The organism is Macrococcus sp. GL_134 (genome assembly GCF_057834705.1).
Map to the genome: position 1 here is coordinate 669,396 of NZ_CM174409.1, position 23,104 is coordinate 692,499.

Annotated in this window: 20 protein-coding genes; 15 read left to right on the forward strand and 5 right to left on the reverse strand. The window is 35.6% G+C overall.

Annotation, left to right across the window (positions count from 1 at the left end):
- Positions 1 to 210: 210 nt before the first annotated feature.
- The 3 genes from AC3IPL_RS03545 to tagH all read right to left on the reverse strand — a co-directional run bounded on the left by AC3IPL_RS03545 (position 211) and on the right by tagH (position 2,852).
- Positions 211 to 684: a DUF2538 family protein gene (locus AC3IPL_RS03545; RefSeq protein WP_489241813.1), complete on the reverse strand. Its 474-nt coding sequence runs from the start codon at positions 682 to 684 to the stop codon at positions 211 to 213.
- A gap of 14 nt (positions 685 to 698) precedes the next feature.
- On the reverse strand, positions 699 to 1,988 hold the full coding sequence (locus tag AC3IPL_RS03550) for an LCP family protein (RefSeq protein ID WP_489241815.1): 1,290 nt from the start codon (positions 1,986 to 1,988) through the stop codon (positions 699 to 701).
- Positions 1,989 to 2,057: 69 nt separating this feature from the next.
- The gene (gene tagH, locus AC3IPL_RS03555) at positions 2,058 to 2,852 is read right to left on the reverse strand and encodes a teichoic acids export ABC transporter ATP-binding subunit TagH (protein WP_489241817.1); all 795 of its coding nucleotides are present in this window, start codon (positions 2,850 to 2,852) and stop codon (positions 2,058 to 2,060) included.
- 182 nt (positions 2,853 to 3,034) lie between these two features.
- Here tagH and tarA point away from each other — a divergent pair, with 182 nt between their 5' ends.
- Together tarA and AC3IPL_RS03565 are read left to right on the forward strand one after the other, a co-directional pair.
- On the forward strand, positions 3,035 to 3,817 hold the full coding sequence (gene tarA, locus AC3IPL_RS03560) for an N-acetylglucosaminyldiphosphoundecaprenol N-acetyl-beta-D-mannosaminyltransferase TarA (protein ID WP_489242253.1): 783 nt from the start codon (positions 3,035 to 3,037) through the stop codon (positions 3,815 to 3,817).
- A 20-nt stretch (positions 3,818 to 3,837) separates the two neighbouring features.
- Positions 3,838 to 4,638 (forward strand): ABC transporter permease, encoded by an 801-nt coding sequence (locus tag AC3IPL_RS03565; RefSeq protein WP_489241818.1) that lies wholly within the window; start codon positions 3,838 to 3,840, stop codon positions 4,636 to 4,638.
- Between the two features lie 40 nt (positions 4,639 to 4,678).
- On the opposite strand, the gene AC3IPL_RS03570 is transcribed toward AC3IPL_RS03565, so the two are convergent.
- Positions 4,679 to 5,815 (reverse strand): glycosyltransferase, encoded by a 1,137-nt coding sequence (locus AC3IPL_RS03570; RefSeq protein ID WP_489241820.1) that lies wholly within the window; start codon positions 5,813 to 5,815, stop codon positions 4,679 to 4,681.
- Positions 5,816 to 5,857: 42 nt separating this feature from the next.
- On the opposite strand from AC3IPL_RS03570, the gene AC3IPL_RS03575 reads away from it, so the two are divergent.
- Together AC3IPL_RS03575 and AC3IPL_RS03580 are read left to right on the forward strand one after the other, a co-directional pair.
- The gene (locus AC3IPL_RS03575) at positions 5,858 to 6,895 is read left to right on the forward strand and encodes a CDP-glycerol glycerophosphotransferase family protein (RefSeq protein WP_489241821.1); all 1,038 of its coding nucleotides are present in this window, start codon (positions 5,858 to 5,860) and stop codon (positions 6,893 to 6,895) included.
- Positions 6,892 to 7,929 (forward strand): glycosyltransferase family 2 protein, encoded by a 1,038-nt coding sequence (locus AC3IPL_RS03580; RefSeq protein ID WP_489241822.1) that lies wholly within the window; start codon positions 6,892 to 6,894, stop codon positions 7,927 to 7,929. The genes AC3IPL_RS03575 and AC3IPL_RS03580 overlap by 4 nt, the downstream gene beginning before the upstream one ends.
- Before the next feature lie 8 nt (positions 7,930 to 7,937).
- Here AC3IPL_RS03580 and tagD read toward each other — a convergent pair whose 3' ends face one another.
- Positions 7,938 to 8,333 carry a glycerol-3-phosphate cytidylyltransferase gene (gene tagD / locus AC3IPL_RS03585; protein ID WP_489241823.1) on the reverse strand — a complete coding sequence of 132 codons (396 nt, stop codon included), beginning with the start codon at positions 8,331 to 8,333 and terminating at the stop codon, positions 7,938 to 7,940.
- Positions 8,334 to 8,421: 88 nt separating this feature from the next.
- Here tagD and AC3IPL_RS03590 point away from each other — a divergent pair, with 88 nt between their 5' ends.
- From AC3IPL_RS03590 to AC3IPL_RS03640, 11 genes are all read left to right on the forward strand, one after another.
- Positions 8,422 to 9,138 carry an IspD/TarI family cytidylyltransferase gene (locus AC3IPL_RS03590; RefSeq protein WP_489241825.1) on the forward strand — a complete coding sequence of 239 codons (717 nt, stop codon included), beginning with the start codon at positions 8,422 to 8,424 and terminating at the stop codon, positions 9,136 to 9,138.
- Positions 9,131 to 10,156, forward strand: a complete 1,026-nt coding sequence (locus tag AC3IPL_RS03595) for a ribitol-5-phosphate dehydrogenase (protein WP_489241827.1) — start codon at positions 9,131 to 9,133, stop codon at positions 10,154 to 10,156. The genes AC3IPL_RS03590 and AC3IPL_RS03595 overlap by 8 nt, the downstream gene beginning before the upstream one ends.
- Before the next feature lie 17 nt (positions 10,157 to 10,173).
- The gene (locus AC3IPL_RS03600) at positions 10,174 to 11,847 is read left to right on the forward strand and encodes a CDP-glycerol glycerophosphotransferase family protein (protein ID WP_489241829.1); all 1,674 of its coding nucleotides are present in this window, start codon (positions 10,174 to 10,176) and stop codon (positions 11,845 to 11,847) included.
- 216 nt (positions 11,848 to 12,063) lie between these two features.
- A complete protein-coding gene (locus AC3IPL_RS03605) occupies positions 12,064 to 13,314 on the forward strand; it encodes a nucleotide sugar dehydrogenase (protein ID WP_489241831.1) in 1,251 nt (416 codons plus the stop codon).
- 51 nt (positions 13,315 to 13,365) lie between these two features.
- Entirely contained in the window at positions 13,366 to 14,175 is an 810-nt protein-coding gene (locus AC3IPL_RS03610) for an ABC transporter permease (RefSeq protein WP_489241833.1), read from the forward strand.
- A gap of 8 nt (positions 14,176 to 14,183) precedes the next feature.
- Positions 14,184 to 15,371 (forward strand): glycosyltransferase family 4 protein, encoded by a 1,188-nt coding sequence (locus AC3IPL_RS03615; RefSeq protein WP_489241834.1) that lies wholly within the window; start codon positions 14,184 to 14,186, stop codon positions 15,369 to 15,371.
- A gap of 5 nt (positions 15,372 to 15,376) precedes the next feature.
- On the forward strand, positions 15,377 to 16,318 hold the full coding sequence (locus AC3IPL_RS03620) for a GW dipeptide domain-containing protein (RefSeq protein ID WP_489241835.1): 942 nt from the start codon (positions 15,377 to 15,379) through the stop codon (positions 16,316 to 16,318).
- Positions 16,315 to 18,996, forward strand: a complete 2,682-nt coding sequence (locus AC3IPL_RS03625; RefSeq protein WP_489241837.1) for a glycosyltransferase — start codon at positions 16,315 to 16,317, stop codon at positions 18,994 to 18,996. The genes AC3IPL_RS03620 and AC3IPL_RS03625 overlap by 4 nt, the downstream gene beginning before the upstream one ends.
- Positions 18,996 to 20,741 (forward strand): hypothetical protein, encoded by a 1,746-nt coding sequence (locus tag AC3IPL_RS03630; RefSeq protein ID WP_489241839.1) that lies wholly within the window; start codon positions 18,996 to 18,998, stop codon positions 20,739 to 20,741. Before AC3IPL_RS03625 ends, AC3IPL_RS03630 begins: the two co-directional genes overlap by 1 nt.
- 8 nt (positions 20,742 to 20,749) lie before the next feature.
- Positions 20,750 to 22,099 carry a glycosyltransferase gene (locus tag AC3IPL_RS03635; RefSeq protein WP_489241840.1) on the forward strand — a complete coding sequence of 450 codons (1,350 nt, stop codon included), beginning with the start codon at positions 20,750 to 20,752 and terminating at the stop codon, positions 22,097 to 22,099.
- On the forward strand, positions 22,083 to 22,988 hold the full coding sequence (locus AC3IPL_RS03640) for an ABC transporter ATP-binding protein (RefSeq protein ID WP_489241841.1): 906 nt from the start codon (positions 22,083 to 22,085) through the stop codon (positions 22,986 to 22,988). The genes AC3IPL_RS03635 and AC3IPL_RS03640 overlap by 17 nt, the downstream gene beginning before the upstream one ends.
- Positions 22,989 to 23,104: the final 116 nt, after the last annotated feature.

The window sequence follows — 23,104 nt, forward strand, 5'->3', positions numbered from 1 at the left end:
TGAAATTGATAATTGTATAAATATTATAATAATTTTACTTATTGAAGTATATAGTATAACTAAACTTTATATTACTTTTTATTTGAAGATTAAAAATTTTACTCAAGGTGACATTCATCTGAAATTACTTATCATACTATATATCGTATACAAAATGAAAAAAAGACCGGGACAATTGTCCCGGTCTTCATTGCTAGGTGAACAGCGTAACTACAATGCATGTCTTCTAATAATAGCTGTATACTGCCAGAACAGTTTCATCTGTGTAATGTTCCAATTCGTCATACCTAGCGAATAACCTGATGGTTCAAAGATTTTAATGTCTGACACTTCGAGAACCGCAGCTATCATGTACTGATAGTAGACGTTTAGTGATTTAAAGGTTTCACTCAATTGGCCATCTTCAAAGACAAAATCAAGTGGAACTTCATAATCGAATATATTGACGACATTGAATATTTCTGGAATAGCGAGTATATAGCACGCCCCGTCGATAATAGGGCTCTCATGTGCTTGATGATAATAGATTCTCAAAGATTCGTAGTTTTGACGATGGTATTCATCGAGATAGAAAAATTGTGAACGAAAGTACTCAAGATCTCCAGCGTGAACAATCTGATGCTCCAGACGGTCAAACATCTGATTAATCTGTTCATACTTTTCATAAGTTTTACGCTGACTCATCAACTCATTCCTTTCTATTGTTGATTGGACGTTTCAGTCGACTGTTGCGTATTGACTGTAGGATTTGTATTATTTGAATTTTGTGGTGCAACCGGCTCATTGGACTCAACAGGTGTCTCTGCAGTTGCTGGTGTCTCTGTAACCGGTTCTGTTATAACTGGTGTTTCTGTAACCGGTTGTGGTGTCACTGGTGTTTCAGTTGTGGACTCATCAGTTGTTTGATTATCGTCTGATTGGACATCTTTATTGTTAGTTTCGTTGTCTTGTAATTGTTCGTCCAGTTCGCTGATATCTAATTTTTTGAGTGGAATGAGGTCGCCGTACAGAGAAATGACTTTATAATCAAGCAGGTCTTCTTTTTTGCCTTCGGGTAACCCAAGATCTTTTCTTACAAGTTTAGAAATACGTGCAATATCTTTGAATACTGGGTTGTAATAGTAGACCCCATTATACATATAATCTGTGCCTTTTAACTGAGATTGTTCAAACTCAACATCTTTGGATGAGTAAAATGATGCCAGGGATGTAATGTTATTGAATGTTAAGTTGTGCTTTGCATTATTACCAACGATTTCAACTAATTCATCAAGTTTTGAAAGAGAATCTGTACCTTGTGCTTTTTTGACAATCGCTTCAATCATTTCCATTTGACGTCGTCCTCTACCGAGATCGGTATCCACATGTCTGCTTCTTACTAAAGCAAGTGCTTGATCACCATTAAGCAGCTGATAGCCTTCTTTAACTTTGATTCTTCCTTTATCATTTTTAGTGGGTTCATTCATATCGAATGGTACATCGAAATAAATACCGCCCAGTTCATCAATGATATCCACAAAAGCCTGCATATTGACTCGTGCGTAGTAATCGACGGGTACATTGAATAACTGCTCGACAGCATTCATTGAAGAAACAGGGCCGCCATCTGCATGTGCATGGGTAATTTTGTCATAGTATTTGACGGATGGGATATAAGCCAAAGTATCACGTGGAATGCTGACAAGCCGGATTTGTTTTTTGTCTCGATTGAATGTACCAAGAATCATAGCATCTGTTCTTGCTTCAGAAACATCCTGTCCATTTTTTCTTCTGCTGAGACTGTCGTCTATACCGAGAAATAAAATGGATACGTGATCCATTGCCGGATTAACACCATTCGGTCTTAAATCGGATTTCTTAGTTCCATTTGTGAAGGATTGATTAACTGCGCCTTTAGTCGTGAAATACAAATAACTGGCATAAGTCACTGGAACTATTATTAAACTCAAGCTTAATACAATAAGTAATGCTTTAAATAATTTATTCATCGCTTGGTCACCTTATCTTATGTTTATTTAAATCATACGATTATACTTAGAATATTTTGAATTAACAAGCTATTTAATAAAAAATCTCGTTTCATCCAGTGATTTTTTGAAATTTTTTTGTTCTTTATTTGTAAGTTTTTTATAACTCCTTAAAAATTTTCTGTAATTAGCTAATACAGTTTCTGCATCACCGAACTCTTTGATTCGGCCGCCTTCAATCCAGATAATTTTTGAACAAAAATCTTCTACTTGTTTTAAATTGTGACTTACAAAAAATATAGTTTTACCGGCTTCTTTAAATTCCTGCATCTTTGCAAGACTTTTCTGCGTGAATGTTTGATCTCCTACTGATAATGCTTCGTCAATTACAATAATGTCGGGATCAATTGTCACGCTGATTGCAAAGCCGAGCTTAGATTTCATACCGCTGGAATACTTTTTGACGGGCTGATGAATGAATTCCCCGAGCTCTGAAAATTCAATGATTTTTGGTGTGAGTTCTTTAATCTCACGCTTATTAAAGCCCATTAGCAATAATTTGAATTCAATATTCTCTAGTCCGGTGAGCTGAGTATTGAGACCGGAGTTAATAGCGATAACATTAACTTCACCATTTTTAATCACAGTACCATCGGATGGAGGTACTGATCCACCCAATATATTACTTAATGTTGATTTTCCGGAACCATTAATACCTACAAGACCGATGATATCACCTTCATATGCACTAAAGGATATATCTTTTAATGCATGAAATCGTCGTGTTTTATGTTTTGGAAGAAAAGCATCTTTTAACCGTTCCTTATTATTTCTGAAAATCTTATACTCTTTAGTAACATTGTGAAATTCAACCGAGGGTTTCATACATTCATTCCAATCGCAAATAATTTAATTCATTTTCAACCTATTTTATTACAAATCAATGAAAATTAATAGCCATAACCGTTTCTATACTAAAACGCTATAATGTAAAAGTATTGTAAAACATATTAAAATCATGTAAATTAAATACGTTCTATAGTTGATTGAAATGGGAGGGAATCGCTATCCTACAGAAACCGATAGACAAAAGGGTGGAAGTTCTTGGTGTTCCATTTAGCAACGTTACCATGCAGGAAATGAATCAGATTGTACATGATTTTTCACAATCTGAAACGAAAGATAACTTGTTTGTTGTAACGGCAAATCCTGAGATTGTCTACTATGCTAAAACTAATGATAATTATATGACTCGAATTAAAGCAGCTGATTATATTATTGCTGATGGGATAGGTGTCGTAAAAGCTGCTAAAACTCTTGGACGTCCTCTAAGAGAGCGTGTGCCTGGTATAGAGTTAATGGAGACGATGCTTGAAATTGCAAATCAACAGCACCAACGAGTTTTCTTGTTAGGTGCTTCTAAAGAAACGGTTAAACAATGCAAAAAAAAATTAAAAGAGCAATATCCAAATATAAAATTCAAAGCAAAACATGGTTATAAAGATTTGCATGATTATAAAAGATTACAGCAAGTGAAAAAGTTCAAACCCGATTATATATTTGTTGCAATGGGGTATCCTAAACAAGAGAGTTGGATATATTACAATAAGCATCATTTTAATCATACTGTTATGATGGGTGTTGGAGGTTCTTTTGATGTATTTAGTGGTAATGTTAAACGTGCCCCGCAATTTTTTATAAAATTGAACCTTGAATGGTTATATCGTATTCTTACTGATTATAAGCGTTTGAAGAGGGCGGTTGTTATTCCATTATTTTTATGGGAAGTAAGAAAGCAGCGTTTCAATGAAAGAATGGATCCTCACGCTCATCTGGCTGACAAGGATTAATTTAGGAAAGTGGGAAAGAAATGAAATCAACGGTGCTTGTTTTGAAGGAACAGATTAACAATTTTTATTTGATAAATAGACTCGCACAATTTCAGCTGAAGATTGCAAATCATGATAATTATCTTGGACTTACTTGGGAAATAATCAATCCTCTTATTCAAATTGCAGTGTACTGGGTAGTATTTGGTTATGGCATACGTAATAATAGTCCAGTTGAAGGTGTGCCATTTGTTCTATGGCTGTTAGTTGGAATCAGCATGTGGTTCTTTGTTAATCAAGGGATTTTGGATGGTACTAAATCCATTGCCACAAAATATAATCAAGTAGCAAAAATGAATTTCCCTTTATCAACTATACCGAGCTATGTTCTTATGAGTAAGTTTTATGGTCATATCATTCTTGTACTGATTGTCGTATTAATCTGTATGTTCTTCGGGATTTTTCCGACAATTCATATCTTACAGCTATTGATTTATATTCCTTTTGTTTATATCTTTAGCTTGTCTGTTACATTATTGACGTCAACTCTCGGCGTATTAATAAGGGATGTTCAGATGCTCGTACAATCCATACTTAGAATCTTATTTTATGCTTCACCAATTTTATGGGTAAATCATAATACAACGCTTGAGTTCTTTTTAAAGTTAAATCCTGTATACTTCATTGCAAATAGTTATCGTAGTGCTATTTTGTATCATAAGTGGTATTTCATAGAACATTGGCAGTTGGCAGTATATAATATTATTTTTGTCGTTGTCTTTTTTATTTTAGGAAGTTATCTTCACATGAAATTCAGAAATCGTTTCAGTGATTTTATGTAATTTAATGGCAGGATGAATCGTTTGGTTCATCCTGCCAACTTTACAATGGCAGGATTTTTAAAAAGCGATTAATGATTGAAGCGCAGTTGTAGCTCTGGGCTTTAACATAACCCTGTTCTATAATTAAGTCATTATTTGATGTAATAGCACTATTGATTTTATTTGATAATGACTGTATATTTTGCTCTTCTGCCTTCAATGCATTTAACTGATCTGTTAACAGTTCTTTCGGTCCATTCGGACAATCGAAAGTAATAACAAGTGAACGCAGCAGCATTGCTTCAAATATAACCATTCCAAAACCTTCAAATCTTGAAGGGACACAAGTGATAGCGGAAGAAGCAATTATTTCATCTAGATGTTCATGTGGTGGAAGAATGGTAATGAGTTTCTGAAGATGATATTGCTTTATTAATGACTCTAATTTCTCTCTCTCGCTACCTGAACCGTAAAGTTCTACTTTGTATTGATGAGCTGTAATAATATCATGACTCAAATGAACGGCTTCAATGAGTAGATCGAAGCCTTTTTCATATTCAAAGCGACCAGCAGCCACGATGACATTTCGCTTTGTTTTTGGTTTAGCGTTAACTGTTACGATATTAGGAAGTACGCCGACAGTTAGTTCTGGAAGTAATTTTTTGTAATCTATGAGGTCTTGCTCTGTCAACGTAGTTAAAACATCGAGTTGATGATAATAGTTTTTCATTTTTTTCTGAATAGTGGGAGCATGAGAATTTAGAATAGCATGTTCCATGCCAATCTTGTGTACAGCTGGAGCTTCAGAATCAGCTATTAACATATTAATAATAGGACGCGTCCCTATAATATAACAATTCGACTGAAGTGAGACATATTCCTTAATCTTATACTCAATATAGCGATTATATTGGTCATAGCCTGTCTCTTGCTCTGACATTATAACTGGTTTGAATAATGGAGTGTATTTTCTTAGTCGATTAATTATGATTCCTTTAGGATGCTTTAAATCATAAGGGACAATAGTGTCCAGCTCAATTGCTGAATGAAGTTCGAATAAAAACGATTGCTTACGTGCTATAACAGACGTAATGGCGACTTTATGACCTGCCTCAGCTAGTCCATTGGCTAGATTGATTATCGCTTTATTAGTTCCCCCTGGAAAAAAAAGGTTATGGACAATAAAAATAATTTTCAATGACAACACCTCAAATGGTTAATAGAGTTAGGAGATTATTATATGAAAAATATAAAAAAACAGCTTTACTTGTCAGGATTACAAAAATTGGATAAAATATTAAAGCCTCGTTCATGCAATGAAATTACATTTATGATGACGTTCAGTGATGATATTATCCCAGTTCTGGAAGCTGTCATTCAGACTGATAAGTTTATAATCAATTTATTATACCATCCTAAATATGAGTCTGTTATCGAAGGATATCAGATAAACAAAATTTCACTATCCATGAAAGAAAGTGTCAAACAGTTAAAGGCCATTAAAAGTTCTAAAGTTATTGTTATCGATACTTATTATCTGATGCTTGGTGCTATTGACACTTCACATGCAACTGTAATTCAGACATGGCATGCAGCTGGAGCACTGAAACAATTTGGCCTTGAAGATAGAAGTATTCAAAATGCTGATAGCAAAATGATAGAAGATTATAAGAAGGTTTATCATGCAACAGATTATTATTTAGTAGCATCCCATACTATGGCAGACATTTTCAATCATTCACTCGATGCCTCGGAAAGTCAATTTTTATATTACGGATTGCCACGACTTGATAAATATTTTCCTATATCATCTGAAAATAAACGTTTAATTGCATATGTTCCAACGTATAGAGATTACCAAGATAATGATTATCACTTTGATAAAAATATACTTGCAGCAGAATTTCCTGATTATGATATTGTAGTAAAACTGCACCCTGCCCTAGGTCAAAGCGATCATATATCCATTGAAAAGATAATTAAAGAGTCAGAATATGTAATTACTGATTACAGTTCACTTGCTATTGAAGCAGCACTCAATAATAAAAAAGTAATATTCTATAGTTATGACGAAAAAAAGTATGCACACCTTAGAGGATTAAATAAGTTTTATTATAAGATGTCTCAAAAAAATAAGGCCTATGATTTTGAAACGTTAATTCATACGATAAAAAATTACGAAGAAAACTCTATTATTAATGAATTTTGGAATACTTATAATGATGGTCATGCTACTGAGCGAGTTGTTCAATTTATACAAAAGGAAGTGGAAAGATGAGCATCTCTGCTATCATTCCGATTTATAATTCAGAAATAACGATTGAAAGTACACTCTTATCGTTGCTAAGCAAGGAAATAACAGAAATAATCTGTGTAGATGATGGTTCAACAGATAATAGTGCAGTTATCATTGATCAATTGAAACAAAAATATCCTCAAATCATTTATAAATGGCAGAATAATCAAGGAGCAGCGGCAGCACGCAACAACGGTGTAAAACAAGCAACAGGTGATTATGTATTATTTATTGATAGCGATGACCAGCTTCCTGAAGATGCTGTTACACATTATAAAGATGCTAAAGAACGTTTCCCTGATGGAGATGTCTACATAGGAACCATTGCAGCAGTAACTTCTAAAGGTATTCAGCCAATTAATACATATAATGACTTTCCAAATTTAAGCAGAGCCACATTAGAGCATTACCCGCAAATGATACAATCCATTGGACCCGGTGGAAAATTATATAGAAGAAAGGCCATAGCTGCATTATCCTTTGATGAAGATGTGACATTTTGTGAGGAACATACTTTTAACATAACAGTTTTTCAAAATAATGTAGTCATGTTTGATAAGTGTGTCTATTTGTATAATAAGACAAATGAACATTCAATTACTTCAGACATAAATGCTTATCATGAATACTTAAGAGATGCGCTGAAAGTCAGAGAACGTGTCAATCGACTACTTGAATTTCACAGTCAGAACGTAAAGCAATATTACAGCTACAGAATGGACTATTTAATAGTCTATTACCTTGTGAAAAATGGTTGGTCAAAAAACAAGGGTGACTTGGCTACATTGCAATTACTGAAGGAATATATAGAAATAGCAGCAAAATTTGGGACAACGGAATATATAGCTAAGCTTCATTCAATACTGGAACTTTGTTCAGCTGATCTGACATTTTACGATTATCATGCACTCACTGGCAATAATAAAGCGCAGCAATTAAGACATCGATTCATCAAAGGACTGGTAACGAGTAAAGATTTAACTAAATCAATCGTAAAGAAATGGATAAAAAAATAATCTGATGATTAATCATCAGATCCGTAAAGTTCTTTCTTAATTTGAGTTGTCGATATACCTTCTGTACGTCTTAAGTAGACAACATCACAATATTTTTTTAAAAAATCAAATTCTCCATACCAGTCATGACCCATTAAAAAAGTATCAACCTCATATTTTTGAACATCATTGATTTTCTGTTCCCAGTTGTTTTCTTCAATAACAAGATCGACATAACGAATAGATTCAAGCATCATTTTACGCTGTTCAAAGTTATAGTAAGATTTTTTATTTTTCAGATGATTAAATTCGTCCGATGAAAGTCCGACAATTAAATAATCACCGAGCTCTCTTGCACGGCGCAGTAATTCTATATGGCCGTAGTGGAGTAGGTCAAATGTTCCATATGTTATTATCCGTTTCACATCACTACCCCCTAATTATTGAATATGTTAATATAATGTTAATATATATTTAAAAGAATGTAAACTTTTCGACAAAAGGAGAATCCTAATGATCTATGCAGGTATTTTAGCAGGTGGTATTGGTTCTAGAATGGGTAATGTGCCTTTACCAAAACAATTTTTAACTTTAAAGGATAAGCCGATTATTATTCATACCCTTGAAAAATTTTTGTTGAATAATAAAATTGATAAAGTTATTATAGCGACGCCAAAAGAATGGATTAAACATACGAAGGACATTATCGACAAAAATGGGCTGTCTAATGATAAAGTCCATGTTATTCAAGGGGGAAAAGAAAGAAACGATACTATAAACAATATTATCGATTATATTGAAGAAACATTCGGTTCTAATGATAATGATGTGATAGTCACTCATGATGCAGTCCGACCGTTTTTAACACATCGTATTATTGAAGAAAATATTCAAGGTGTATTGGAGCATAAAGCGGTTGACACAGTCATCAGTGCTATTGATACGATTGTTGTATCCGAAGATGGCGAATCAATCAGCGAAATTCCTGTACGTTCCAAAATGTATCAAGGACAGACGCCTCAATCATTTAGCATCAAATCTTTTAAAAGTTTGTACAACAAGATATCTGAAGAAGATAGAAAGCTATTGACTGATGCGTGTAAAGTATTCACTTTAAATGGTGAAACGGTAAAACTGGTGGAAGGAGAAATCTTTAATATTAAAGTAACCACACCATATGATCTTAAAGTAGCTAATTCTATACTGAAGGAGAATATCTTAAATGATTAATCAAAAATATCAACTTGTTTCTCCCCGTCAGTTTGAAATTTCTTATGCAGATTACTCTTTGAACAAGGCTCAAGTAGTCGTCAGACCTAAATACTTATCTATATGTGCAGCAGATCAACGCTATTATACTGGTACGCGCGGAGAAGAAGTAATGAAGAAAAAACTTCCCATGGCTCTAATTCATGAAGGAGTTGGAGAAGTTGTTTTCGACAGCACGAACACCTTTAAAGTTGGAACACCAGTTGTCATGGTTCCTAATACACCTATCGAAGAAAATGAATTTGTGGCCGAAAATTATTTGAGATCCAGTCGCTTTAGATCAAGTGGCTATGACGGATTTATGCAAGATTTCATCTTTCTGGATGCGGATCGTCTTGTACAACTTCCTGAAGAATTTGATCTTGAAGTACTGGCATTTACTGAACTAGTAACCATAGCAATGCATGCACTAAGACGTTTTGAAACAAAATCGATAAATAAGAGAGATACGTTTGGTGTATGGGGGGATGGAAATCTTGGATACATCACATGTTTGTTATTAAGAAAAATTTATCCTGAGGCAAAAATATTTGCATTTGGAAAAACTGACTATAAAATGAGCCATTTTGCTTTCACTGATCAAACATTTAATATTAATGAAGTGCCTGAAGGTGTAGAAATCGACCATGGTATAGAATGTGTAGGTGGAAGAGGAAGTCAGTCTGCCATTGATCAAATTATTGATCTCATCAATCCTGAAGGTGCAATCTGTCTGCTTGGAGTCAGTGAATATCCAGTTGAGATTAATACGCGTATGGTACTTGAAAAGGGCCTCACATTAATTGGAAGCAGTCGGAGTGGAGCAAAAGACTTTCAGGATACAGTTAACCTTTATAAAGAAAATCCTGATTTAATCACAGACTTATCGTTATTAATCGGCTCTGTCAACGAGGTTCGTACAATTAATGATATTGTCAGCGCTTTTGAAGCTGATTTAACTTCATCATGGGGTAAGACTGTAATGAAATGGTCAATCTAATAGTTAGGTGAGTAAATATGAATAGAATGATAATCAATAATATTTATTACGAAAGAGTACAGTTATTTATCGAAGGGACATTCTCTGAACAGCCTGAAAAAAATGTGAAGTTCTACCTTCGGAATTTAACAGAGACTTTAAAATTTGAAGCGCATCAAGTGATATTAGATGGTGCACATTTTAAACTTAGATTTAATGTCGCTATATTAGATGATGGAAATTATTTAACACCTGATCAATATTTAATTGTAGCTAAAAAAGGTAGAGAAGAATATATAGCAACGGTTAATCCTGAGTTGACAAGTCCTACAGTTGAAGAAGAACAGCTGGAAATGGAATTTGATACTCAGACCGCTGAACAGAATTTTTATTTAAAGCGTTATAAAAAGACTTACAAACGCGGGGGCAGTGCTAAAAATTATTATTATGAAATTACTCCTGAAATTTCTTCAGAAATAAATGAATTTGTTCTTAAAGTAGTTTTTAAAAAGCCGGCTGCACAATTGTCAGGTATTCGAAAAAAAATTAAAGAGATAAAGAAAAAATTTAGAGCAATAAGTTTTAGTCTTAGAAAGACGATGTTTCAAAGTATTTTTTATTTATCCCAGTATTCTGCACGTTTTAACGGAAAAAAAGTATTATTCACTTCTGATTCACGTTCTGAAATGAGTGGTAATTTTAAATTTATTTATGACAAGATGATTGAGATTGGTCTAGATAAAAAATATAACATTTTAACATCTTTTAAGCCGCATATTTCATCACGACGCAGCTTCAAAGATAAATTTACATTTCCATTCAAACTTGGACGTGCTGACTATATTTTTGTTGATGACTTTCATCCATTGATTTATACAGTCAAGTTTCATGATAAGCAGGAACTTATTCAAGTATGGCATGCCTGCGGAGCATTTAAAACGGTAGGTTATAGTCGAGCTGGAAAAAAAGGTGGACCATTCTTTGATTCATTAGTTCATCGAAATTATACTAAAGCGACAGTATCTTCAGAAACGGACATTCCTTTTTATGCTGAAGCATTCGGCATCAAAGAAACTAATATATTACCGACTGGAGTACCAAGAACAGATATATTCTTTGATGAACAGTATAAAACTCGTATTATTAACCACATGAATAGGGAATTGCCAATTATTCAAGGAAAAAAAGTTGTGCTGTTTGCGCCAACATTTAGAGGGGCAGGTGCAAATTCTGCTCACTATCCATTCTTTAAAATTAATATTCAAGCTCTAGCAGAATACTGCTATAATAACAATGCTGTTGTATTATTTAAAATGCATCCGTTTGTTAAGAATAAATTCGTCATACCTAATCAATACAAAGATATTTTCCAGGATGTAGCAAATTATCGCGAAGTTAATGATATTTTATTTATTACAGATATATTGATAACAGATTATTCATCATTAATATACGAATACTCAATTATGGAAAAAAGTATGTTGTTCTATGCTTTCGATTTAGAAGATTATATTTCAACAAGAGATTTTTATGAACCTTATGAAAGCTTTGTGCCTGGTAAAATTGTAAAAACGTTTGATCAGTTGATTGATGCATTGAACCATAATGATTTTGAACAACATAAAGTAAAACCATTTCTTGATAAACACTTTAAATATCAAGATGGCCGTTCTTCAGAGCGTATTGTTAAGGAAGTATTTACTCTAAAATAGAATATCAGTTTAACGGAAACTCCATTATTGTGGGGTTTCCGTTTTTATTTGAAATCATCAACACAACTCTTATGCTTATAAAATTTATGTTCTTAATATTGAGTTTGTTGAATTTTTGTAAATAACTTTAAAGGTTCGGTAAATTTCAACATTGAGTGAATCAATTAATTTATTCTTTAAGTTAGAACTTAATTATTGCTTAAAGGCGGGATTTTCTTGAAATTAACAACTATTGGCCTGGGTTATATCGGGCTGCCGACATCCATTATGTTTGCGAAACATGGTGTAGACGTTGTAGGAGTAGACATCAACCAGAAAGCAGTCGATTCATTAAATAACGGAAAAATTCATATAGAAGAACCTGGTTTACAGGAAGCTTTTGAAGCAGTACTGGCGTCGGGTAAATTCAAAGCAACAACAACCCCGGAACCTGCAGATTGCTTTATTATCGCAGTTCCGACACCTAACATGGCCGATCAATTTAAGTCCTGTGATATTTCTTTGGTCATGACTGCAGTTGAAACGATCTTACCATTAATCCAAAAAGGAAATACAATCATCGTTGAATCAACGATTGCACCTCGGACAATGGATGACTTTGTGAAACCTTTAATTGAGAGTAAAGGTTTCGTTATTGGAGAAGACATCTTTCTAGTACATTGTCCTGAACGTGTACTGCCTGGCAAAATCATGCACGAATTAGTCTTCAACAACCGCATCATTGGTGGGGTGACAAAAGAATGTATCGCTGCAGGTAAGAAGGTATACGGTACATTTGTGCAGGGTGAAATGATTGAAACAGACGCTAAAACAGCAGAAATGAGTAAGCTCATGGAAAACACATACCGGGATGTCAATATCGCGCTTGCAAATGAACTAGCAAAAATCTGCAATATGCTGGAGATTAATGCGCTGGATGTCATTGAAATGGCAAATAAACATCCACGAGTCAATATTCATCAGCCAGGTCCAGGTGTAGGCGGTCATTGTCTTGCCGTAGATCCTTACTTCATTATTGCTAAAGACCCGATTAATTCAGATATCATTCAAGTGGCACGTAAAATCAACAATCAGATGCCCCATTATGTCGTCTCTAAAACGAAAGAAATCCTCAAAAGAAGGGGTGGCCGTAAAGTGACTGTGTTCGGCCTGACTTATAAGGGAGACGTGGATGATATTAGAGAATCTCCGGCATTTGATATTTACAAAATGCTGAAAGACGAGAATCTAAACGTCACTGCTTATGATCCTCATGTCCGACTAGATTTTGTCGAGCAGGATATGGAAACTGCGTTGACTGATAGTTCACTCGTTCTTGTGTTAAGTGATCACTCCGAATTCAAGCAGCTGGAAGAATCTGCACTTTCAGTCATGAGGGACGCCATTATTTTCGATACGAAGAATGTCGTTAAAACTGAATTTGATGAAGTACGTTATTTGAACTACGGTAACTTTTATACTTTTTAAATAATAAACGGCAGAATACACCTGTATTCTGCTTATTTTGTAGGAGTCTATATGAAAGAATTACTCACACTGTTTAAGGAACAACTCATGCATTTAGAGCTGATTTATAAGCTCTCCATCTATAACATGAAGAGCCAGTATTCCAATCATTATTTAGGAGTATTCTGGAATTTTCTCCAACCATTGATGCAGGTGATTCTTTACTATGTCGTCTTTGGACTTGGTTTAAGAGGATCACATCAAGATGTAGTAGGTGTTCCATTTATCATCCATTTAATTAGCGGCCTGTTTCCATGGCTCTTTATTTCACAGTCCATCAATGCAGGCTCAACAGCTATTCATAGCAAACTGAACTTAGTCACTAAAATGAAATTTCCATCGAGTACATTATTGTCCATTTCATTTACCAATTCACTGATCAACTTATTGATTACCACGAGTATTTTATTCGTTTTGTCCATCTATCACCAATATGTCAGCTGGTGGCATTATTTAATCTTTATTTATTTTGTTTTTGCAAGCTACATTTTAATCTTTGGCATTTCATTGATGATGAGTACTTTAGTCATTCTTGTCAGAGATACTAAAAATATATTGCAGAACGTTATGCGTATGGCATTTTTTGTCACTCCTATTTTCTGGGCTGTTGAAACATCTGCACCGATTATGCATCAAATTACTGCATTCAATCCGTTCAGCTATTTAATCGGTGTCTATCGCTCTGCTTTTATCAATAATCAAACGATGATTTACGGGAGTTGGAACGACCATTTATATTTCTGGAGCTTCAGTCTGCTGCTGCTGTTCGTCGGAAGTCATGTGCACTTCAAATTCAGAAATAAACTTGTAGATTATTTGTAGGAGACCATATGAAAAGACTATTGCTGATTACCCAGAATTTTTATCCTGAAATAGGATCCGGTGCCAATCGAATGAAACACCTATACAAACAATTAAAAAAACAAGGATATCAAGTCCATGTTCTGACTGCAGAGCCGTCATATCCAAATCAAAAAATGTATGAGGATGATGCATTCTGGGACGATGAGGAGTTGAATGCTGCTCATGACAGTGATATCATCCGCCTGAAGATGAGACATGAAAAACATAAAAGAGGTTTGAAGGCGAGGCTTAGTTATTATGCTGAGTTTATGTTGAAGGTTCATCATTTTGTCAGACATGCTGATTATTTATTCGATGAAATCTATGTCACTAGTCCAAATATATTTGTGCCGTGGGGAACGTTATTCTTTCAGCCGGCACGAACAAGTGAAACGGTGCTTGAGATACGTGATTTGTGGCCGGATAGTGTTGAAGCTATCGATATGATTAAACTTAAGCCGTTCATGCCGCTGCTTAAGTTTCTAGAACAGAGAATGTACAATAAAGCCGATAAACTGGTTGTTAATAACGAGAGTTTCATACCTCATATCAACGCTAAACTAAAATCTTCAAAACCGATGATTTATATTCCGAATGCGCTGGCACTTGATGAGGTGAAAAAAGGTGAGCTGCTGTCAGAATTCAGCATTATTTATACCGGCAATCTAGGGTTTGCCCAAAGTCTCAGTCAATTGAAAGAAATAGCACGTGCTATCAATGCTGAACAGATTCATTTTAATGTCGTAGCTTACGGCGTACATGCTAATGATTTCAAGCAGTTTGTAGAAGCGGAACAGCTCACGTATGTGACAGTGATTCCGACGATGACCAGGAAAGATTGTCTCACGTTTACCAGCCGGCACCATCTATCCTTGTCTATTCTGAAAGATACTGAAGTATTTTTGAATGTACTGCCTGGTAAAGTCATTGATTCCATTGGATCAGGCGTACCTGTTATTTCAAATTTAGGAGGACCGGCCAACCAGTTGATCAATCAATATGATGTGGGATTCGCTAAATGTTCAGCGACGACAGAAGAGTTGATTGCAGCCATCATTTCTTATCGCAACAATCCAGTCTTATGGCAGAAGAGCCGATTTCATACAGAGGCGCTGGCAGAACAGGAATTTCTTTGGGAAAAAAATATTATCAAATTGATTAAATTTATGGAGTGAATGTAATGAGTGCAGATTATTTACGCAACCGGTTGACAGATATCTCGTACAGTTATCATATGTTGATTATAGAATCAGCAACAGCGGAACTATATTTAGATGAACAGTGCCAGATCAGTGCGGGAAGTGTGTCAGATTATAATTACAGGATGGTTAAAGTAATAGCTCAGAAGAAAATTAATGGCATTCTGACTGTTCTTTTCGAAGTGAAAGGGGAATTAATCGGTTGGTTTCAGCCGACGGATTCCATTATGTTGTACCACAAGAAATTTGAACATGTCATAGTAGATTATGAGCACTTCAAGTCTCCAACGATCAATGCATTAATGAATAACAAAGCTGATCTGTCACATGCCTTCAAAAGCTATCAGATTGTCAGTAAATACTTTGCTATTCATGACGGCGAACAGATTGAAGCCATATATACAGGAAACAGATTTCTAGGATTTGCACCATCACATGTGTTATCACGCAGCGTAAAATTGAAAAATTCGGAAGCAGAGCTTACTCTAGGGTTATATACAGTATACGCCTCACCAACAAAAGAAGAACCAGTAACTATAACGTTTGACTCCGAGTTACCGGTTCAAGTCATCGATAGTTATCCGCAGCTGAAAATGTATAAAGTGAAGCAAGGGTCATTGACAGGATGGATTGATCAGTCTGCTATTCCCAATTATGAGCTGGATCGAGGATCAGAAGACCGTTCCCCGGAAGAACTGATGATGGAACATGTGATTGAAACTTGGATTGCTGAACGCAATCAACATAAGACAGTGATCAAGAAACTGCTCAATGAAAGTATGACCTTGAGAAGCAGACTCGTGAAAATGGATCAAAGAAAGATGAGGACAGAACAGTTGTATCATAACTTGAAAAATTCTAAGCTCGGTCGAATCCAAATTGCTTTTTGGGAAAGAAAATCACGTGGAGGTCGCCGGAAATGACATTTGAGAATGAGGAACGCCAGCAGCTTATAGTCAATCATCTGTTAGGCAGAACAGATGATATTAGTGAATCATCACTGAATGAAGCGTACGATGACCGCTATAGTGAGGATATAGAGAAAATAAATCGATATAAGGATTACATCGATTTATTGTCTTCCAACTATTTAGTAGGTCTGAATCAGCTGAGAAAAGAAAAAGATTCTAAAGCATTCATTGATTACCAGGAGCGGTTCCAAAAGAATGGTAAAATTAATTTTCTTACTGACTTAGAACCCTATTTATCCAGTATCCCTAAAAGCAACGGCAGTCGGTATTTCAAAAAACTAAAGTTTCGTGTAGGCATTGTCAGCGATGAATTCTTATTTAATAGTTATAAAGATGTGACAGAGATGACATATATTCCATACGACTATACATCAATTGATACTAATTTTGACTTTGTCATCATTGCAACGACATGGAATGGCGTGGATGGCAGCTGGAAAGGCGTCGCAAACGACCAATCTGATCAAAGAACCCATTTGTATGGATTGATTCATTTATTAAAAGCCAAAAATATACCGGTTGTATTTTATTCAAAAGAAGATCCTGTCAACTATGATTTATTCAAAAATATCGCTAAAGAATGTGACTTCATCTATACATCTGCAAGAGAGATGGTCGATATATATAAAGCATTCTGTAACACTGAGCGTGTATCTGTTCTAGAATTCGGCATCAATCCACACTATCACAATCCAGTCGGTACCCGCTCGCCTATCAGTCGAAAGAAAAAGGACGAAGTTATTTTTGCTGGCAGTTGGATTGAGAAGTATCCAGTCCGTAATAACGAAGCTAAGAAGATTTTTGAAGCGATTATTGACAATGAGACTGAACTTACGATTATCGATAGAAATTTACACTTAAACCGCTCACGCTATCACTTTCCAGCTCAATTTATACCACAGCTTACTTATCCGATGAGCCATGAACAGCTGCAGTTAATGCATAAAGTATTCAGATGGGCAATTAATGTCAATTCCGTAAAATATTCTGAGACAATGTTTGCCAATAGAATATATGAATTGCAGGCATTCGGCAATTTGATTTTATCTAACTATTCGGTTGGAGTTAATAATAAATTTCCGAATATCATGATGTTGAACAGCGAAAAAGATTTTGCTGCGATATATAATCACTTATCTGAACGTGAGTTGAATGAGCTTCAGGCAAAAGGCATCAGAAATGTGATGCGCAGTGAGACGACTTATCATCGTATGACGCAAATTGCAGAAGATTTGCAACTAGAAGCACAAGAAGTATTGAATAAACCGGTGTATGTCATTGCCGATATAACATCTGACAGCGTTAAAGAGCAGTTTGAACATCAAAACTATACTAATAAAATATTATTGTCACAGCATGAATTTGATGAACTTGTATTGACAGAAGATGCATTTGTTACTCATTTCATCAATGATTACTACTACGAAGAATATTATCTGGAAGACATGGTAAGTGCTTTTAAATATGTAGATGTAGATTTTGTCACTAAGATTGAGGATGAATCGAAACATCATGACTACATTACAGCATTCGAGCACGGGAAAACAATGTTTGATGCTGCAGCATTGTCACAGGAACAGTTGTCAGGCTATGCACTCGATACATCGGAATTACTCAGACATAGTGAACTGCCGGTCGCTTCTCGTGAGCCAAAAGAGTTAAGTGTCATCATCCCGATACACAATAATGGTATTTATCTGGGAGACAAATGTATGGCTTCACTTAAACGCTCAAGCTTGTATAACAAAATGGAAATTATATTCGTTAATGATGGCAGCACTGATCCATTGACAAATCAGATTATTAATCGACTGAGAAGACAAAATCCATCGATTGTCTATTATGAATTCGAAAAGGGTTCTGGTTCAGCATCAAGACCGCGTAATAAAGGGGCTGAACTTGCCTCAACACCATTTATCACTTATCTTGATCCAGATAACGAAGCGACGGGTGATGGTTATTATGAACTGCTGGAACAGATGAAGCTGTATCCGGATGTTGACATCGTTATCGGTAATATTATAAAAGAAGATAACGAACGTCGATCATTGTTCAATTATTATAAGACTGTACTCAAATACAATCATGATAAACCACTTATCAGCGATACACATCAGTTTATGAAAGCTTCCGGCCTTCGTGCACAGAGCATTCAAGCATTAATCGTTAAGTCTCATATTATTAAAGACCATCAAATTCGTATGGTTGAAGGGGCAGCAGGTCAAGATACGATGTTCTTTCAGGAATTAATGCTTGCTTCCAGAAAGGCTTTAGTAATTGAAGAAAATATTCACATGTACTATGCAGCTGTATCAGGCTCAGTGACGAACACGGTTTCTAAGAAGTTCTTCGATAAATATTATATTCTCGAACTTGAACGCATTCCATTTCTGAAAAAACATCATTTACTTCAGTCATATTTGGATAATCGTTTTAATTTCTATATTAGAGGATGGTATTTAGTCAGACTGGAACGTGTCGCATCCGAAGAACGCGCTGAAGCGGTAACTCGTTTTCTAGATATTTATTCACTTTATGATGACTATGAACGTCCTGAAAACAAAGATTTAAATGAAATCATCGACAACTTGAAGAAAGAAGTTCAGTATACAAAGAACAAGGTGATGTAATGATCTATAATGACAAGACATTTTTCAAAGGATATGTCTTTAGTGAAAGACCCCTTCAAATTCAAGGAATCCAAAAGAAGATAGGTTCATGCTATCTATATGTAGATTCTTCATTAACACTCCATGAATACAAAGCTGATAAGCACCTTATCATGCTTGGTTATGCTATCGATACACATGATGTCTCGATAAGTGAACAGGAATTGTTGACGACACTTGCTGCTTGCTCAACTGAGCAGGAATTCCATCAATTGTTGAATCGTATGAACGGCCGGTATCTGTTATTTATAAATGATGGGGACATAAGAATCTATCCAGATGCGACGACGATGAGACCTATCTTTTATTATTCAGAGGTATGCTTGTTAGCATCTCATAGTCCACTGCTTGCAGCGATTGCACCCATTTATGATAGAGACGTCAAACGGCGGGGCAGAGTCAATGGCTTCTTAGATTTTAGTCAATACGAAGATATCTATAAATTGAGCCCTAATATGTATTACGATGTAAAAACCAAAAGACCAGTCCGGTTCTTCCCGGAAAATCCTTTTCAGGAACATTCACTTTCAGATGCGCTTAAAGAGACACTCCCGCTGCTTCTGAATCAAAAAGAATGGCTGAAGACACAAGATGCATTTTTGACATTAACTGCAGGGTCAGATTCAAGAGTATCACTCGCACTCACTCGAAACAGAGAGCTGCCCGTACTCACTTATCTCAATAACAATGAAAAAATGTCTGAAGCAGCAGCAAATATATATGAAACAGACGTGCGAATAGTCAGTGAAATGGTTGATGATTTAAATCTCAATCATACTTTAATTAATATCCATCCAAGTCAAGTGCCGGATGATTATGAGCATTTGCTGAAACAACAGCTGGAATCCCTGCATTCATTTGCATTAAGTGACTATTTGAAGTCAAGTCCGTATTCAGGAAAGCTTCATGTTAAATCAACAATATATGAACTGGCAAAACTTCCATACAAAGCAGCACTTTATAAAAGTGAACCTGTTGAAAGTTTAACTAAAATCATAGCAGGCAGAACCTCTAAAATTTTAGGGAGAGATTTTGATCTTCACCAAGCAGTCAGTAAGTATCTCGAAAGAAATAATCTCATGAATACAGATTATTCTCTGCTTGATTTATATTACGTTGAGTCACGCATGGGTAACTGGCATAGTAATCTGACGCAGGAAACCGATAATTCCGTAGAAGTATTTGTACTGTTGAATACACGTGACCTTATTAATGCAGTGATATCCATGCCGCTTGAAATAAGAGAAGGCAAATGGATTCATAGAGAATGGATTAATGCACTATGGCCAGTATTGAATTATTATCCGATCAATAACAGTGACTCGCTGTATGATATGTATAAAGAACATGAAAAAACAGCAGCGCTGCATCGTCATATTCATCTCAGCATGGAAAGTTCTCTTGTGATGATAGATTGTGTCATTCAGCCTGAGTTTCCGATTAAGCAAAAGAATCATTCGTTCATAGTAAAAAATATATCCGATGAACGTCGGTCCATATCTTTTGCCACTCATTATCATAATCCTCAAGGTAAAGGCAGTCTGACGCTTGAAGTGGGACATTCGCGCTATGACTATACTGACATCAATGAAGGAATAAATGTTACGATGGCACCCGGTGAATCTGTCAAAATGATGATTAAATTTAAGAAGTTATACGAGCAACCTTCCTGGCAGAAGGCTGCAAGATTAACAGTCAAATTGTAGGTGATTATATGAAAAAAGTAACGATGTTTGTTTGGAATCATTTTACGAATGATGCACGGGTCAATAGAGAATGTACAGCACTGAGTGAAACATATGATGTTAACTTAATCGCTATAGATGATCCGAAAGATAAAACCGTTTTACAGGATGAACGAGTGAATCCACACTTCAGAGTCAAACGTGTGAAACGCTATCCTTTTATCATTACAAGTTACCAGCAAGACAAGAAGCAGTTTTTAGTGACTGTAGGCGGGATAACGACAGTAGTGGCTGTCGGCCTGTTCTTCATTCATTGGACGCTGTTGCTTATCTATTTCGGGCTGCTTCTTGCAGCAGCGTTTGTAGTCAAAGTGAAAAAATTCAGAAAGTACTTCGTCAATGGGGCTATTATTTTCAGGATGATTAAAGAAGGTTATCTCCAACATGCAGACATTTACCATTCAAATGACTTGAACACTTTGCCGCAAGGTATTGCATGCGCAAAATTAAGATTAAAGCCTAGAAAACTTATTTATGATTCACACGAGGTTCAGACATCAAGAACAGGCTATCAACCTGAGCGCATTAAAACAATAGAAAAATTCCTGCTTCATTTCGTTGATGAAATGATGGTCGAAAATCATACGAGGGCTGCTCATAATGAAGAACTCTATGGTTTTTATCCTAAGACGCTCTATAATTACTCTGAGCTGTATGATATTGATGATAAGCCGAAAATTCATCTTCACGAAAAACTAGGTCTGCCAAAAGAAGAAAAAATTCTCCTCTATCAAGGGGGGCTTCAAGCTGGTCGTGGCCTTGAACTGTTGATAGAAGCTATGCCGAAGATTGATGAAGGCACACTGGTCTTTATAGGCGCCGGCAAGCTTGAAAGCCGACTGAAGGATATGGCCGCATCAAGCGTTGCAGCTGATCGGATTAAATTTATTCCAAAAGTTCATTTTAAAGAGTTGCCGTCTTATACGAGAGAAGCCTATTTAGGATTTCAAGTGCTGCAGAATATTTGTTTTAATCATTATTCTGCCTCGTCCAATAAACTGTTTGAGTATATTATGGCCCATGTTCCTGTCATCAGCTGCTCTTTCCCGGAAGTCGCAAAAGTAGTAAACGAAGAAAAGATAGGAATTGCTGTAGACAGTCATAATGTTGATGAAATTGCTCAAGCAGTCAATCGTTTGACTCGCGATGAGACGTTGAGAAACACGCTGAGCAATAACTGCCGGATTGCGAAGCTCAAGTATAACTGGGAAGTGGAAAAAGAGAAGCTGTATTTGACTTACAAGCAGACAGAAAAAGGACATGCGACACATTTCAAAAAGCGGTTCAATCATTTCAATGAGGATGAGTGCCATGTATAAAGTAGAAGTGGAACAAGTTTCTAAAGTATATGATTTGAATACAAATAAAAGGGCTAAGCTGATCCAGCTGTTTACATTCGGCAATGTCACCAATGAACGGCCGTATTATGCACTGAGAGATGTATCATTTAAAGTTGAGCCTGGTGATTCTGTCGGTATTATCGGATTGAATGGCTCGGGCAAATCGACGTTATCCAACTTACTCGGCGAAGTGACACAGCCTTCTACAGGTACGATCAAAATCGATGGTCGCAGTTCATTAATTGCGATTGCAGCAGGATTGAACAATGATTTGACTGGAGAAGAGAATATAAGAATGAAGTGTTTGATGCACGGTTTGTCTGAAAAACAGATCAATGATAGATTTGATGACATTGCTGCTTTTTCTGAACTCGATGACTTTATTTATCAGCCTATCAAGTCATATTCAAGTGGTATGAGGTCGCGTCTTGGATTTGCTATCGCCATACACACAGATCCCGATGTATTGATTGTAGACGAGGCGTTATCTGTAGGTGATGAAACATTTTCAAATAAATGCATTGATAAGATGAGAGAGTTTCAGAAACAAGGTAAAACGATTTTCTTTGTATCTCATTCAGCTGCACAAATTAAAAAAATGTGCAATAAAGCATTGTGGTTACATTTTGGCGAAGTAAAAGAATACGGAGAAAGTCAACAAGTAGTAGCTCATTATACAGCGCACATTAAAGACTATAAGAACATGTCAAAACAAAAGCAGCTCAATTACAAAAAAGAAATGATCGCAAAACAGCAGGAACAAAGTGCTAAAATTCCAGTGATCAAACAGTCGACCCCTATGATGGATTATATCATGCTGACGCTGTTAGTTTTATTTTTTGTGGTGAGCATAATATTTCAACTATGAACACGGTATGTTGAAACTAAAAAGAGATACAGAAAATTTCTGTTCTCTTTTTAAATATTAGTATTTAATCTTATTAGATGAGCAATTTTATAAATAGATACTATTAATTAATGTCT